This window comes from Paenibacillus woosongensis (assembly GCF_030122845.1).
GTDB classification, from domain to species: Bacteria; Bacillota; Bacilli; order Paenibacillales; family Paenibacillaceae; genus Fontibacillus; species Fontibacillus woosongensis_A.
The window spans coordinates 3,801,859-3,818,713 of the sequence record NZ_CP126084.1 but is presented as its reverse complement, the minus strand read 5'-3'; the positions used below and the strand labels follow the sequence as shown (position 1 = coordinate 3,818,713).

Here is a 16,855-nt window from a genome sequence, read left to right as displayed (position 1 = left end):
ATAATGAAGGGAGCTCTTGAATGAGAAAAGTTAAGAATAAAAAGAGTTGGATTTCCAGACTGGTTATTTGGGCGATCGTGCTCCAGCTTGTTTCTCCCGGAATTTCGGCAGCAGCCGAGCAGGGGTCAAGCTTTGGGGAAGCTCTCGATTCAAAACCGGGCCTGGGATGGTCGGTTACGGATGCGGTCTATCAAGTTCAAAATCCAAGTTTCGAAACGGGGGATATGACAGGTTGGATGGTAGTCAGTGGCGAAGCGTTTGGTCCGGACAGCGTATCGAACGAAACTACGTGGTGGGCGGAGCAAATCCCTTATCACCAGGAAGGAACCTATCATTTAAACGGTTGGAAGTATAGCGAGTCCGCGACCGGCGTGCTTCGTTCCAGCACCTTCGAGCTGGGCGGAAGCGGCTGGATCAGCTTCAAGCTGGGCGGCGCAAAAAATCCTAACAAAGTATTTATAAATATCGTAGAAGCCGATACGGGGCAGGTTATTGCCAGGTATGGCAACAGCGCATTCGCCGACGTGAGTTTCCCGAATCCCGATCAGGGCATGCGGCTTGCTAACATGGAGCAATATAAGGCGGATCTTTCAGAGCATTTGGGTAAAAAGCTGTTTGTCGAGATCGTCGATAATGCCACCTCGGATTGGGGGCTGATCTTTGCGGACGCCTTCTTCATGTATCATCCATCCGAGCCGGCCGAGGGAATTGTCGCCACGGATATCAAGCCGGACTTCAAACGCTATCAAATTGAAAATCCCGGCTTTGAAACCGGAGATTTATCGGGATGGACAGTCGTTGAAGGCGAAGCTTTCGGTCCAAACAGCGTTTCAGATGAAACAACCTGGTGGGCGGAACAGATTCCGTATAACCAGGAAGGCGCCTATCACTTAAACGGCTGGAAGTATGACGAATCTGCGACCGGCGTACTTCGTTCCAGCACCTTTGAGCTTGGGGGAACCGGCTGGATTACCTTCAGACTGGGAGGAGGCAAGCATACGGATCAAGTATACGTAAACGTGATCGATGCGGATTCGGGAGACTTGATTGCCAGGTACGGAAACACCGAATTTAACGAGTCCGGCTTTCCGGATCCTGCGCAAGGCTTGAGACTCGCGAATATGGAGCAATATAAAGCCGATCTCTCCAAATATATCGGAAAGAAGCTATATATTGAGATCGTCGATAAAGGGGCTTCGGATTGGGGACTCATCTTTGCGGACGCCTTTAACACCTTCAATGAACTTGTTCCGCAAGAAGGAGTCATGGCCGATAACATCATGCCGACCGAAATGCAGAATCCAGGTTTTGAAACCGGAAATTTTGACGGTTGGACCGTTGAAGGCAATGCTTTTCAAGTAACCGATGAACCTGGGGCAGGTAAAGAAGGCAACTTTTATGCCAAATCCTCATTGGAGGGACAGGGCTCGATCACCTCTAGTATTTTCACGCTTCAGGGAACGGGAACGATTAACTTTACTATTTTAGGTGTCGATCATCCGCAGGATGCCTGCGTTGCACTATATGATGCCAACACTGACACGCTGCTCAAGAAGACCGGGAACATCCGGGCAAATGAGAGAATTTCGTGGAAAATGCAAGAACATTATAATAAGAAGCTTTACATCAAGGTAATCGATCAATCGAATCAAGCCAGCATTTCCGTGGATGCTTTTGAGACTCGCGCTGTGGGCAACATATTCTACATGAATTTTGATGAAGGCACAGGAAAGAAGGCCCTTGAGGACGTAAGCAATCTTGAGCATGATGTGTATTATGTATTTAATGATGCCAGGTATATGGCCTCTAAAGACCCTAGGTGGACTTCGCGCGGAGTAAAAGGCGGGGCGTTGCTTTTCGATGGATATTCGAATTACATTGAGATTAAGGCAGAGAATACGGTTCCGGCACGTGACGCATTAACGGTTGAAGCTTGGGTTGCCCCCCGCAGCTATGAATGGGGAGACGGAAACAAGCTGTCCACCATCATTAGCCAATCTAATCAGGATAAAGCGGAAGGCTTCGAGCTTGGCATGTACCGGCACGGCACTTGGTCGATGCAGGTCGGGATCGGCGGCCATTGGATTCAAGTGTGGGTCGAAGATCATCCACTAGAAAAATACAAATGGAATTACGTAGCTGCTACCTTCGACAAAAAGGATGGGATGATGAAGTTGTACCTGAACGGCGAGGAAGTCGCTTCCCAAGCCACCCCTGTGGACATTCCGATCACCCCATCTACGGAAAACCTGATGATCGGTAAAAATAATAAACCGGTCGAGCTGGCAGGTTTGTTCTCCTATAATATGTTCAGCGGACTTATCGACGAAGTGAAGCTGCAAAACAAAGCCCTTACCCCTCAGGAGATCCTTGCTGAATATGAAAATGTGAAAACGCTTCATGGCGGATCGGTTCCGGAAATTCCGAATGGCGATATTGACGAGGACCCGAGTGTGTTTGATGGAGATCAGCATCGTCCCCAGTACCACGCGATGCCGCCGCAAAATTGGATGAATGAAGCGCATGCACCCATTTATTATAACGGTAAATACCATTTATTTTATCAGCATAACCCGCAAGGTCCATATTGGCATCAAATCCATTGGGGACATTGGGTGAGTGACGATATGGTTCACTGGGAAAATGTGAGGCCTGCTCTGGCCCCCGAAGCGGGCACCCTGGATCCGGACGGAGTATGGTCAGGGAGCGCAACATATGATCGCAACGGTAATCCGGTACTCTTCTATACTGCCGGGAACGACTCTCTGTCGCCTAACCAAAGAACAGGATTGGCGACCCCGGCCGATTTGGCTGATCCTTATTTAGAGCACTGGGTGAAATATCCCGAACCCGTTACGGAACAGAAGGGAAATGGCATTCACAATGAGTTCCGGGACCCCTTTGTATGGTACGACGAAGAGGTAGACAAGTGGTATCAGTTAGTGACGTCCGGCCTTCAAGACTACAGCAGCGGCACAGCTTTGGTGTATGTGTCCGACGATATGTACAACTGGGAGTATAAGGGGCCACTATACGTTAGTGACAGAAACCTTTATCCGGAGCTCGGTACGGTATGGGAACTACCGGTATTACTGCCGTTAGGCAGGGATAGTACAGGCAAGCAACAGCATATTTTTATGGTTAATCCCCATGAAAAACCGGAGCATGTTGCTCCATCTAACGATGTGCAAAGAGATGTTGAAGTTTTTTATTGGATTGGAACCTGGGACAGGGACAATTTTAGATTTATACCCGATCAGGAGGCACCCTCCAAATTGGATGTAGGCGACGGTTATCTGACCGCAGAGAGCGGCATGGTTACGCCTGACGGAAGAACGGTCGTTTTCTCCATGGTGCAAAACGTAAGAACACCGCAGGCGGAATATCAAGCCGGATGGGCTCATAATCTGGCGCTGCCAGTTTCCCTAAGCCTGGATAGTCATGATCAATTGCGTATTGAGCCTATTCAAGAAATGCAGAGCCTCCGGGGGGCAAAACTGGTTGATTTTGCGGATAAAAACTTGGAGGCCGCCAATCAATGGATCCAAAATGTCAAAGGCGACATGCTGGAGATTGTGATGGAAATTGATCCGGGCGAAGCCCAGAAATTCGGTCTTAAGGTGAGACGCTCCGAAAACGGCCAGGAAGAAACACTGATATACTACGACAAGACGAACGGAACCTTCAATGTGGATCGGACCAAGAGCAGCATTGATCCGGATGTGCGCGTGGATGGCATTCAAGGCGGATACGTCGAACTTGGCGGAGAACATCTGAAGCTCCATATTTTCCTCGATCGTTCGGTAGTAGAAGCCTTTGCTAATTATAAGAAGAAGCTGACAACCCGCGTTTACGTAGGCCGGTACGACTCACTCGGCTTAAAGGTTTGGGCTGACAAAGATATCACGGTCAAGTCGATGGAAGTATGGAATATGAATGCCTTGACGGGTGAACCGGCTGCTCCGGTGTATGTTCCGGATGACTGGGACAACTCGGTGTATACTGATATTACGGATCTGCCTAACCACGATTTTGCTACAGGCGATTTAACGGGCTGGCTAGCGGAAGGAGATGCCTTCCAGGATGTCCATGTGACCGATGCTAAGTTGTTCTGGGATACGATCTATTTCAATCCGTCGCAGAAAATACCAGGCGGGTATCATTTGTGGGGTTTCAATGAGGTAGCCGGTGGTGACAGCTTAACAGGAACGCTGAAATCACAAAATTTTGTACTTGGCGGGAATGGTAAGATTAATTTCCTTGTCAGCGGCGGGCGTGATCTGGATAAGTTATATGTTGCATTGGTCCGAGTATCGGACGAAAAAGTGTTATTTAAAGAGACAGCAACCAATTATGAGGAATATCAACGGAAAGTTTGGGGCGCGTCGCAATATATCGGCGAAGAGCTTTACATTAAGGTGGTTGACCAATCCACGGCCGGTTTTGGGCATATTAATGTTGATGATTTCAATGTGCCGGTTAGAGTGAAAAATCCGACCAATCCAACAGTACCGACAAAACCGATCGATCCTGCTCCATCTATTCCTGTTGAATCGGGCAGCACTGTAAGCAATGGAGTTAACCCAAGTAAACCAGCCAGTCCAAATAGCCTGTCCTTCGAAATGGCTAAGGGTGAACGGCAGGTGCTGTTCCCGGTTAAAACGGCGGCAAATGATGGTAAGAATGCTTTGAAGATTAAACATAGCGGAGCAGAGATCGAAGTTCCCGCTGAGGTACTGAAGGAATTACAAGGGCTGGTTACAAGTGAAGAACTTGAACGTGCCCAAATCTCCTTTGAAATAGACACATTATCGGCAGATCGGATGAAAGCACTGATAGAACGTGTCAAGAGCAAGAATAAAGCGGACATATCAGCTTTAGGAGAGGTCTATGACTTCAAATTATCTATCGTGAAGGGTGATGGAACGGAGCTTAAGCTTGAAAAATTCGCCAAACCCGTCACCATCAGATTGAGCGCACAGGAGAATTACCACCAAGATTTAACGGGCATTTATTACATCGCAGATAATGGCAGACTGGACTATGTGGGTGGAACCTATGTGGAGGGTAAATGGATAGCGGATGTGAGTCATTTCAGCAAGAATGCCGTCCTTACGTATGATAAATCATTTGAAGATGTGAATGCCTCCTTTTGGGCCCATGATGTTATAAAAAGGATGGCAGCGAAGCAAATTGTCTTGGGTGTGAGTGAAACTGCATTCGCCCCAAAGCAAAATGTAAGCAGAGCTGAGTTCGCTTCTTTGATTGTTCGTACACTCGGAATAACAGGAACAAACTCAACTACATTCAAGGATGTAGCACCCACGAAGTGGTATGTTTCTTCTATTGCTGCAGCATATGAAGCGGGAATTGTAACCGGAAGAAGCAATGATACCTTTGCGCCGGAGGACACCATAAGTCGTGAAGAAATGGCATCTATGATTTATAAAGCATATCTGTTTCATACTGGACAGAAGGCTGCTGTTAATCGTCAAAGCAATTTCAAGGATGCCGGTACGATAAGCGGATGGGCTTCAGATGCAGTGGCTGCCTTACAGGAGCTTGGATTAGTTAACGGACGAGGCAACCAGTTATTCATGCCACATGAAACGGTGAATCGTGCGGAGGGTGCGCAAATCATCTCACTTCTGCTGGATAAAGTTAATAAATAACGGTTAAGGGAAAGCCGGGGAAGCAAGGTGATGTCCGCCTTCGCCATGCCTCCGGCTTTCTCTGATTTATACCGAGAATCATCTTACCAAAGTAGGAGTTCACACAGCATGACTGAAATGGAGTTGACCGCTGGCCTGATTGGTTGCTGCTGCTGACAAGAGGCCTGGGAAGATTCTGCGGCGTTCATGTTCATATATATAACACTTGGGAGCAGCCCGAAGAGGAAGCCGGGGTCTGGTGGTATGGGATAGGAAACCGGAAAACCATTGACTGGTGTTGGGGCGAAGGAGACGAGAAGTTTTTTTGTGGATGGTGAAACCGTTCCGTCCACATTTGGAACGGGTAGCGAGGACTACATTGGTTATGCCTGGGCGGCGGCCGCCCTTTCCTATGTTCGATAGCGTATTTACTTGTCAGCCCTTTGTTGAATTAGATGCCAATGGACACACCTCGGTGAATCGTTTTCAAATTTGCGACAATGTTCCTTTCATGAATTCCTTTGAAGGCGATATAGAAAAATATAAAGGAAATACCCTTTATTCGTGAAACTAAGACCATCCTCCTGTTAGGCTCTCCAGGTGAATATAGTGAATAATTCTAATCTTCATGTTCATGTTTATAGATTTTTTTCTTACGATAAAAGGAAGGATTAACTCCATCTATTTTTTTAAAGGCTTTACTAAAGGAATGAATATCCGGAAAGCCGACACTTTCGGCAATGAGCGTTAACGGGTCATTAGTGAACTGAATCATTTCCTTCGCCTTTTCTATTCTTAGTAAAAGATGATATTGGATTGGGCTCTTCCCGAATGATTGTTTGAATAATGAAATCATATAGTATTTGCTAATTCCCGAAATTTTGGAAAGTTCATCTAAGGTTACCTTTCGGTCGATATTGTGGTTCAAGTACATCCGCAACTGCTCCATTTCTCCCATATTGGTTACTAGATGTGGATTACAGTTCCAGTAGTTTTCACGTAAAAGTGCATTCAATAACTGCAAAAACAGTCCTTTTATATTCATTTCATAAAAGGGTAACGTCATTTGAAATTCTTTTATGATTTCAAAGATGATTCTTTCTATAACCAAGGTATTCCTTAACCGAATGTGACTGGGAATCTGAGGGATAATTTGCTCAAGATCGTCATTTCGAAACCATTTCATTTCATCCGCAGTCATATCTTCAAGTTTTTTAAAGGAAACCTTCACATCCGGACTATCCTCTTTATAGAACAAATCAAAATGTAAATGAGGTTGTCGTACTAATTCTGTTCCTAACTTTCTAATAGAGTGCCGTTGCTTTGGACGAAAAAGAAAGAGGTCCCCCGATTCACCGATAAAAACATCATTCTCGACGGTTACTTGTATTCTGCCTTCCTTAACGTAAAGTAACTCATAGTCAAATAAAACTCTCTCCTCTAAATACCAAGGGAATGGGATATGACTATCCATTGCTAATCGGATGTACGGCGATAATTGTTGAAAGTTCATATTAGTCTTTCCCTTCAGAGTGTTTTTCAAAGCAATATATGACAAATAAATAATAATTCTACCTAAATACTAATTCATAAATGTATTATAGCATGTATATGTGATGAGTGAATCGTTTCCATTGATTAGAAATTATTGACAAGGAAAGCCAATCTCGTCATGAAATTAAATCAGGAACAGGACATGAACGTTTGGGCAAAAAAACAGCCATTAAGCGGATTGCCATTTATCAATGATTCATGCAGTCTACCTGAATCAAGCTGGGATCGAACGAGGGGAAACCGGTATTTTATTGAGAGGGTATCACTTCATGAATGTGCAAGAGAAATTATGGTCTGGTATTCTTGGTGGTTGTATGGTTTTGTCGACGGTCTTGTCCGGTAGTTCAAGATAAGTTGAGAGGAGAAAAGTATGAAAACAACACGTGTAATGATGAGTGCCGTACTGTTTCTTTGTTTCTTGGTTGTGTTAGTCGGATGTGGAAGTAACTCTGCAGGTAGCTCTAATGACAAGACGTTAACGCTATTAGTTGAAGGCGGTGGTCCTGCTTTTGAAGTGGCGAATAGAACCGCAGCGAAGTTTGAGGAACAGACAGGCTATAAAATTAAGATCGATTCTGTTCCTTATAGCGGGGTATACGATAAGTTGAAGGCTGAAATTGATGCGAAAAAATCGACTCACGATGTAGCGATTATTGATGTATTATGGTTTCCTTCGTTAGCGAAGGGACTGGAACCGTTAGGGAATGTGCTGGCGGAAGAACAGATGAATGATTTCTTACCTCAGTTAAGTGAAAGCGCTACGATAAATGGGGAATTGTTAGGGATTCCGACTTGGAGCAATTCTAAAATTTTGCTCTACCATAAAGGTTTGTTTAAGGACCCGAATAACCAAGCGAACTTCGAGAAGGAATTCGGCTATGCATTGAAGGTTCCAACGAGTTGGAAAGAGTATGAGGATGTTGCAAAATTCTTCACGAACACTGGAATGTATGGCACGTCCGTCTTCGGTCAGACAGGCGGCGATGCTGTCAGCAGTTGGCTCGACCATGTTACTCAAGCGGGCGTTGATTCCTTGGTGCTGGATCGTAATGGTGAAGTGAATATTACTGAAGAGCCATATGTCCAATCGCTCACCTTCCTGCAGAATCTAGTCAAAGATAAAGTTGTCCCTGAGGATTATCTGTCGATTGCAAGTAGCGAAACTGCAGAGCTGTTTAATAACGGTAAATTGGCGATGCAGCTTGCGTGGGGACATTTTTACCTCTCCTCAGATAAAGTGTTGCCAGGGCAGATCGGTGCTGCACCGATGATTGCGGGAGAGAAGGGTATTGGCGCGGTGCCAGGGCCCTGGTATCAAGTAATCTTGAAGGATTCCCAGAAGAAAGACATTGCGGAGCAATATCTCAAATTCATGTATGATCAAAATGAACTGTATATGGAATCGTTAGGGGTAGCAGCTCGAAAGTCAGTCTTTGAAAAGTATATTGATATTCCGCAATATGCGCATGTGAAGGCGATTGAAGCGACCCTTGACGGAGCACAGACGCAGAACAGACCTCAGATTGAGCAATGGAGCCAAATTGAGAATGAAGTTCTCTCGCCGATGCTGCAAAAGGTTCTGTCCGGCAGCGATCCAACCACGGAATTAACATTGGCTAAAAAGCAAATCGAAGAAATTCTAGGCAGATAGAAAAAAGGTGGTGCGTTCGAACGTGCCACCTAAGCAAGGAGTCTAACGATACACATGATCACGATAACAGAAGAGTCTCTTCCAAAAAAAAAATCTCAGAAACGAGTGTCTTCGACCATTGATCGAAAAACATTGATGTTGTTTTTCTTGCCAGCAGCTATTTTTATGTTCCTGTTCTTGTTATATCCGTTATTCATGCTCGTGTTCGACAGTTTCTTTGTTACCAATGATGTTGGGACACGCACTTTTGCGTGGGGCGATAATTACCTCCGTGCCGTAGAATCTGCTTCGTTTTGGAAGTCGTTTAAGAATACGGTCATTTATGTGTTGTTGGCAGTAGGTTTTGAGACAGTCATTGGCTTGACCTTGGCAGTTGTTTTTACGCATAAATATCGTGGGTTCCGCTTCTTGCGCACCTTGATTTTGTCGCCATTAATGATTGCACCGCTCGTGGCCGGTTTGATCTGGAAATTCATGCTGAGCAACCAGTTCGGCATTATTAATACGTTATTGGTGAAGCTGGGGCTGATTGAATCCACTAACAGCATACTCTGGCTGGCCGACCCTAAAATTTCACTCCTGTCATGTATAATTGCGGATGTCTGGCTAACAACACCCTTTATGATGTTGATGTTTCTAGCGGGGATTCAAGGTGTTCCGGACAGTCTATACGAAGCGGCGGAAATCGAAGGTGCAAGTCGTTCGCAAATGATTTTCAAGATTATAATACCGAATATTAAACCGATTCTTATGAGCGCTCTGGTCGTGCGGATTATTGATGCTGCGCGGTCCTTCGATATTATTTGGGTCATGACACAAGGGGGACCTATCAATTCATCTGAGCTCTTGAGCGTGCATATTTACAAGATGCTTCAACGGTACGGTGATGTAGGGTATGCGAGTGCAATGGCCGTGATCTTCATTGTGCTATTGGTAGGAATTACATTGCTATCCATGCGAAAAGTAAAAGAATAGGGAGGCGATTCCATTGTTTGCAGAACAACTCGGGCGAAATAGAAAAGACAATGTTTGGATCTTTATCATGTATGGAGTAGCTGCATTGTTCTTAGTCCTCTTTATATTTCCGTACCTATATATGTTGCTGTCCTCACTTAAGCCGTCCAATGAAGTGATTTCCACGTCGCCAACTTTTTTTCCAAAGGCTTTCTCGATCGAGAATTATATTCAATTATCGCAATATGCGGGGATGGGTAAATTCTTTCTCAACAGTATTGTAGCAGCAACAGTGGGTACTCTTATTTGTCTTATCTTAGGATCTATGGCTTCGTATGCTATTTCCAGAACAGCAGCATCGAAATTAAGCGGATTTTTCTTGGTGCTTGTCCTGTGCCTCAAGATGATTCCGATGTCTAGTATCGCGGTTCCAATTTACGCATTGATCCAAAAATTCGGTTTATATGATTATTTGCCTGCTCTAGTCGTGGTGTATGCAGCTGTTAATATGCCATTTGTACTGTGGATGATGATTAGCTTTTTTAAAGCCATTCCAATCGATATGGATGAGGCTGCTTCGATTGACGGGGCTTCCCCGATTGTGAGCTTTCGAAAAGTCATTCTGCCGATCACCATTCCAGGGATCATTTCGACGGGGATCTTCACCTTTTTGTTGGCGTGGAACGATTTCTTGCTAGCACTTCTACTGACGAGCAGCTCAGCAAAGACCGTGCCCGTTGCGTTGTCGGAGTTTTTGACGGCATACAACTTGGATCTGGGACCGATGACTGCGGCAGCAACTTTATTTAGTTTTCCGGTGATCGTCATCTCGTTCTTCTTACAGAAATATCTGGTATCTGGCATGATGGCCGGGTCCGTGAAGGAATAATACAACGATGTCGGAGGGATCAGCATGGATTTGCATGAGCAAAGAATTGCAGAAGCGAATATCTATTTGAACCAGTATCGAGATAAAATCAGTCAAAGTCAATATCGCCAAAATTATCATTTCTGCACACCTGTTGGTTGGTTGAATGACCCGAATGGATTCATTCAGTATCGAGGCGAGTATCATTTATTCTATCAATTTCATCCGTACAAGCCTTATTGGGGTGCAATGTACTGGGGTCATGCCAAAAGTAAAGATTTGATTCACTGGGAGCACCTCCCTGTGGCATTGGCGCCGAGCGAAGCTTATGACGATCATGAAAAAGGCGGTTGTTTCTCAGGAACAGCGATTGAGAAAGACGGTCGATTATATATCTTCTACACCGGAACGATCCTCCAAGGGGAAAAAGTGATTCAGACCCAATGTCTTGCGATCAGTGAAGATGGGGTGAAGTTTACGAAGTATGCGGGAAATCCGATTATCGAAGCGGATTATCCGGGTGTTACGCCTGAGAATTTTCGTGATCCGAAGGTATGGGAGCATAATGGCCGGTATCATATGATTGTCGGTACGAGTATTTCGGGGAGAGGAAACGCCTTGTATTACACGTCGGATAATCTAGTGGATTGGGAACTCTCGGGCCCATTCGTTGATTATCAAGGCAATTATGGGACCATGTGGGAATGTCCGGATTTCTTTAGGATCGGAGAGAAGGCGGTCCTTCTTTTTTCACCAATGGGCCTCGGCGAGACGACAACGCTATATTTGATTGGAACCATCGATGATGCGACGGGGAAGTTTAGGATTGAATCCGAAGAAGTGATTGATTATGGGTTTGATTTTTACGCGCCGCAATCGATTTTAGACCATCAAGGTCGAAGGATTATGATGGCTTGGCAGAATGGATGGGATTGGATGCCATGGTGGAAAGATTTTGGCCCGACGTCAGAGATGGATCAGTGGTGCGGGGCGATGAGCTTGTCAAGAGAAGTGACTTTGAAGGGTTCTCAATTAAGTTTCAGACCTATCCAAGAAATCTCGCAATATATGAAGAATCAGTATCTGTTTCAAGAGATTTTTGTCTGGAAAGAAGAGCGTCTGTTAACCGCAGAAATGTCGGAGAGTTTTATGCTCGAATTAGATCGAACGGATCTTCAGGGTACTTTAACGTTGACCATCAGAAATGAGCAGGGAGTCGCCGATCAGATTGTTTGCTCTCGAACGCGTGTAGAATACTTCAATGTTAACAATCCGTTTGGAAAAACAGGGAAATCGATGGTGGCTGCTGACAATGAACCGCTTCTTTTGTATTCCGATAGCTGCAGCTTGGAGATTTTTGGAGTGGAATCAGGAAAAATGTTCTCTGTAAATAACTTCATGAAAAAGGGCAAGCGAATAATTACGGTGACGAGCGATTCTCCAAATACAATAATTAGATTAAACCTTAGTGAAATACGTAATTAGTTGGTTGCAAGATGAGAAAGGGTGCTCGATCTTGGCGAATATTAGTGATGTGGCAAAGAAAGCGGGGGTTTCCATCAAAATGGTATCCGGGTATTTGAATAACAAGGATATATTTCCGCAAAGACAGGAGCGACGATCCAACAAGCTATTGATGAATTGAATTATATACCTAATCAAGTCGCACGTAATTTATTCAAAAATAAGACTTATTTGATCGGCCTCGTGATTCCGGATGTGAAACATCCTTTTTTCTCGACGATCATGGCATTTATAGAGAATAACTGAATTCCAGGAACTTGAAAATAATTTCGTGAAATACGGCGAATTCAAGTGAAAAAGAAAAAGGTTAGATTAAGATACTGCAACAAGCGTTATCGCACCTTTGAATTCGAAATAAACAGCCATCATATTCCGTGTGCTACGTACGAGCTCGCTTGGAATCAATTTGATTTATGTAGCCATATTGAGGTGGCTGATGAAATACTGACGCAGTATCCAGATATTGATGGAATCTTCTCGGTAAATCTGGTCATCATTGCGATGCTTAGACAAGCTTTGAAGCGATGCATTCGGGTTACTCAAGCATTGAGATGAGTCGGATATGATGGGACCTATGTGTCGTTAGATGACCTATCCTTCTTTTCCAAGCGTCATCCAGCCTAATGAGGAGCTGGCCAAGAAAGCCGTCGCGCTCTTGGTGGAGTTAATGGACAAGAAGGAAATCGATTAAATGATCTATGAGTTGGATGTTCATCTGACGGAAGAACAATGATGGGAGGAAGAGAAATGCTACTGGGCTCGATTGAAGCGGGCGGGACGAAATTCGTCTGCAGCGTAGGCACGCCAGAACTGGAGATTATCAAGAGAGTCAGCTTTCCTACAACGACGCCAAGTGAGACGCTAGCGCTCGTGATTGATTTTTTTCAACAATATGCAGAGGAATTGCAGGCGATTGGAATCGGCTCATTCGGTCCAATTGATATTCATCCGGCTTCGCCAACGTACGGCTATATTACCTCGACACCGAAGCTGGCCTGGAAGGACTTTGACTTTGTAGGGACGATGACCGAGGCAATGCATGTGCCAATCGCTTGGACAACCGATGTCAATGCAGCAGCCTATGGGGAATATGTGAAAGGGCACGGCCAAGGCTTGTCCAGTATCGTCTACTATACGATCGGAACGGGCGTCGGCGGCGGGGCCATCCGGCAGGGACAATTCATCGAAGGATTCAGTCACCCTGAGATGGGACATATCTTCGTTCGTCAGCACCCCGACGATCTCTTTGAAGGGGCTTGTCCCTATCATCAGAATTGTCTGGAAGGGTTGGCGGCGGGGCCGGCGATCGAGAAGCGATTCGGTGTGAAGGGCCAAGAACTGCCAGTAGATCACCTGTACTGGGAGATCGAAGCGTATTACATTGCGCAATGTGCGTACACCGCAACGCTCCAGCTTTCCCCGGAGCGGATTATTTTCGGTGGGGGCGTTATGCAGCAAGAACACATGGTTCAGCGCGTGCGCGTGATATTCAAGGATTTGCTGAACAATTATGTCCGAACGCCCGATCTCGCCCAATATATCGTGACGCCGGCGTTAGCAAATAATGCAGGGACGGTCGGCTGCTTTGCCTTAGCGAGGGATCGGGTGTGGGAAGTGTAGAATGCTTGTGATGGGGGGAGCCCGCAGAAGCTGGTTAGCTTTGTTAGTCTTTGATTTCAAGACTAACTCTATGTCTAAATTGGCAGGGGAAGCTCCTGCTGCGGATTAAAGGTTGGTAATCCTCCCCTAAACTCCGACGTGCATTCGGAATATACTAATGTTGTCGACAAGTAGACAGCGCTTTTCGTCTTAAATGAAAGATAATAAGAATTGAGCGAGTTCATAAAGTCTTATTAAGAATCTGAACGTCTTTCGGAAAAAACTGATTTTTCTTGTCAAGTAATGATCCTTCTGAGCGAAAATAATCGGAAAAGCTGTAGGAAAAGTACGAGTTCTTAGGCTTTACTTCCAGCTATATCAGGAATAAGTAGTTTATGAACAAACACAATTAATTGATAGGAGAATTTATCTATGGCTAGTAAAAATTATTACGACGTAACAGAGTGGCCTGTCGGTAATCCGTATGAGGATATTGGTGAGGTAATTAATAGCATTATAGCAGATATTAAAAGTAGGCAAACGGACACTGATGTGAATAAAGGCGGAAAGCCGGGTGCGGTTATCTATATTCCACCGGGAGATTATCATCTTGTCAGTCAAGTAGTTATAGACATCAGTTATCTTAAAATTATGGGTTCTGGACACGGGTTTACATCTTCGAGTATTCGTTTTAATACTCCTGAGAATGAATGGCCGGATTTACATGAATTATGGCCGGGAGGAAGTCGCATACTCGTAGATATTCCCCTAGAAGTAAATGATGAGGAATATAAAGGAGCTGCATTTTATGTTGAACGAAGTGGAAATCCCCGAATAAGTTCGGTAGAGTTTTCTGATTTTTGTATTGATGGTTTGCATTTTATTGAAGATGGTTCAGGAGAAATAAATCCGGAAAACACATACATGAATGGGAAAACGGGTATTTATGTTGCGAGCGCTTGTGACTCATTTCGGATTACAGGCATGGGCTTTGTGTATTTAGAGCATGGAATTACGATCTATCATGCTGATGCACTGACTATACACGATAATTTCATTGCTGAGTGTGGTAACTGTATAGAACTACGAGGTTGGGGACAGGCTTCAAAAATAACCGATAACTTGATAGGAGCTGGTTTTAAAGGATATTCAATTTACGCTCAAAATTTTGGTGGACTTTTGATTACAGCGAATAATGTTTTTCCACGAGGTGCGAGCAGTATCTATTTTGATGGTGTGACACGTTCCAGTATCACAAATAATAGACTTCATTCATTTTATCCAGGAATGGTGGTATTCAGGGAAAATTGTTCGGAAAACTTGGTTTCTTCAAATCACTTTTTACGTGACCATGAACCTTGGACCCCTTTTCTGGGAATAGACAATGGTTTAGATGATTTGTATGGTCTCCTCTATATCAGTGGTAATAATAATTCTATAATAGCTAATCACTTTTCTGAAGGAATTAATACTCAGAACATCAAGCCGGTAGGTGCCACACCTGTAATCATACGTATTGTTTCGGGTAATGGAAATTATATTTCTAATAATCATGTTGTTGCCACTGAGGTTCATGCCAAGGTAAGTGATTCTTGTTTCTCTGCGCAAGTAGACGCTTTGTTGACTACCGAAGCATCAGAGCCGCTTACCGTAACAACAGTATTGGTAGAAAAAGAATCGCTTCAAAATACGATTCTTGATTCGGGAAGCGATGCACAGGTTGTTATGGACAAGACTGTAAATGCATTCAGAGCCACACCAACGCCAGGAGCATAAATAATATACTCAACTATTTTGTGGTAATTTTTGTTCAATAGTTTCAATTGCAAGTCGGACACTTAAATTATTTCGTTTGTCATTTAATTTTTTGGGGCGCTTCCAGCGATGGAAGTACCTCTTTTTTTATTTTTCCCATATTTGGATAAATGACAATAAAGTACACAGAAAAAAGGGGTTTTCTTAGGGGAGTTCCAGAAAATGTTTTATTTTAAGCTTAGAGAAAGCATAACAATGGCAGAATGAGGTCATCTAGGATTATAAAACCCTTCAATATATTCGAAACAAGCCAGAGTAAACCCTGATTCACTTGTTAAGAAATTCTTTAATTTAACTACCTGTATATACCCTTTGTATAATGGCTAAAGCTCTTTAACTGACAAACAATTTAAAAGTCCGTTACTTTTCTTTAGAAATTAACATCGTTTCGTGTCCATAACCTCAAAAAATCGATAATACCAGCGAGGATCTGGAGGATCTGATCCCGATCGGGACGATCGGGCTGATTAAAGCGATCGAGAGCTTCCGGCCGAACAAAGGGACGAAGCTGGCGACATTTGCGGCCCGCTGTATCGAGAACGAGATACTGATGCATCTTCGGTCACTGAAAAAGACGCGTAAAGATGTGTCACTGCACGATCCGATTGGAACGGACAAAGAGGGCAATGAGATTACGCTCATAGATATATTGGGAACGGAAGCCGACGATGTGGTCGACCGGGTTCAACTAAAAATGGAAAAGAGCAAAATCTATCAAAACCTCGATATTCTCGAGGCCAGGGAGCAGGAGGTCATTAAGGGTCGCTTTGGTCTCGAGCATGGAGGCGAGGAGCGGACGCAGCGTGAAATCGCCAAGGAGCTGGGCATTAGCCGGAGCTATGTGTCGCGGATTGAGAAAAGGGCGCTGATGAAGTTGTATCATGAGTTTTATAAGAAGAAGTGAGGAATGGCCGAGGGCTCTGTGAGCCGCTCGGCCTTTCTGTTGACCTACACTGTAATTTGCTGTCGAGAAAACCTGTGGAACGAACGTATACATCGGATGATACCGGTTCTTTAGTTGCGAAAGAGGTCCGGCAATATGTCGTAAATATACTGGTTCACCCAGTTCCAAGCATGCGTACCGCCATCAGCAGCGATAAAGTAGAGATTCCCTTTCTTCGTATCCGATGAATAAACAAAGACATCGGTGAACTGCTTCATCGCGTCGATCTGAGGTTTCAAGTTCGGATAGGCAATATCCAGGGTGCCTGTGGCGCTGAAAATGTAGTAATTATACTG

10 protein-coding genes and 1 pseudogene are annotated in these 16,855 nt (G+C 44.5%); 9 read left to right on the top strand and 2 right to left on the bottom strand.

Translation table 11 applies throughout. The features are described 5' to 3' along the window. The first annotated feature begins 20 nt into the window (after positions 1–20). Positions 21–5,672: an S-layer homology domain-containing protein gene (locus QNH46_RS17550; protein ID WP_283925410.1), complete on the top strand. Its 5,652-nt coding sequence runs from the start codon at positions 21–23 to the stop codon at positions 5,670–5,672. Positions 5,673–5,978: 306 nt separating this feature from the next. Then, a complete protein-coding gene (locus QNH46_RS24635; protein WP_232282258.1) occupies positions 5,979–6,074 on the top strand; it encodes a DUF2961 domain-containing protein in 96 nt (31 codons plus the stop codon). Between the two features lie 196 nt (positions 6,075–6,270). Here QNH46_RS24635 and QNH46_RS17535 read toward each other — a convergent pair whose 3' ends face one another. Further along, complete coding sequence (locus QNH46_RS17535) at positions 6,271–7,164, bottom strand: helix-turn-helix domain-containing protein (protein ID WP_283925408.1); 894 nt, start codon at positions 7,162–7,164, stop codon at positions 6,271–6,273. A gap of 411 nt (positions 7,165–7,575) precedes the next feature. Between QNH46_RS17535 and QNH46_RS17530 the strand changes: the two genes are divergently transcribed. The 7 genes and pseudogenes from QNH46_RS17530 to sigK form a co-directional block, all read left to right on the top strand. Beyond that, positions 7,576–8,856 carry an ABC transporter substrate-binding protein gene (locus QNH46_RS17530; RefSeq protein WP_283925407.1) on the top strand — a complete coding sequence of 427 codons (1,281 nt, stop codon included), beginning with the start codon at positions 7,576–7,578 and terminating at the stop codon, positions 8,854–8,856. Between the two features lie 54 nt (positions 8,857–8,910). Then, positions 8,911–9,831, top strand: coding sequence for a carbohydrate ABC transporter permease (locus QNH46_RS17525; RefSeq protein WP_230202504.1), 921 nt, complete (start codon positions 8,911–8,913; stop codon positions 9,829–9,831). A 13-nt stretch (positions 9,832–9,844) separates the two neighbouring features. Next, positions 9,845–10,699, top strand: coding sequence for a carbohydrate ABC transporter permease (locus tag QNH46_RS17520; RefSeq protein ID WP_283925406.1), 855 nt, complete (start codon positions 9,845–9,847; stop codon positions 10,697–10,699). A 24-nt stretch (positions 10,700–10,723) separates the two neighbouring features. After that, positions 10,724–12,163 carry a glycoside hydrolase family 32 protein gene (locus tag QNH46_RS17515; RefSeq protein ID WP_283925405.1) on the top strand — a complete coding sequence of 480 codons (1,440 nt, stop codon included), beginning with the start codon at positions 10,724–10,726 and terminating at the stop codon, positions 12,161–12,163. 786 nt (positions 12,164–12,949) lie between these two features. After that, entirely contained in the window at positions 12,950–13,822 is an 873-nt protein-coding gene (scrK, locus tag QNH46_RS17505; protein ID WP_283925404.1) for a fructokinase ScrK, read from the top strand. Between the two features lie 411 nt (positions 13,823–14,233). Beyond that, positions 14,234–15,577, top strand: coding sequence for a NosD domain-containing protein (locus QNH46_RS17500; protein ID WP_283925403.1), 1,344 nt, complete (start codon positions 14,234–14,236; stop codon positions 15,575–15,577). Between the two features lie 442 nt (positions 15,578–16,019). Continuing rightward, positions 16,020–16,520 (top strand): annotated as a pseudogene (gene sigK / locus QNH46_RS17495) (RNA polymerase sporulation sigma factor SigK); the annotation flags it as partial. Between the two features lie 110 nt (positions 16,521–16,630). On the opposite strand, the gene QNH46_RS17490 reads toward sigK, so the two are convergent. Further along, complete coding sequence (locus QNH46_RS17490) at positions 16,631–16,798, bottom strand: hypothetical protein (RefSeq protein ID WP_283925402.1); 168 nt, start codon at positions 16,796–16,798, stop codon at positions 16,631–16,633. Between the last annotated feature and the right edge of the window lie 57 nt (positions 16,799–16,855).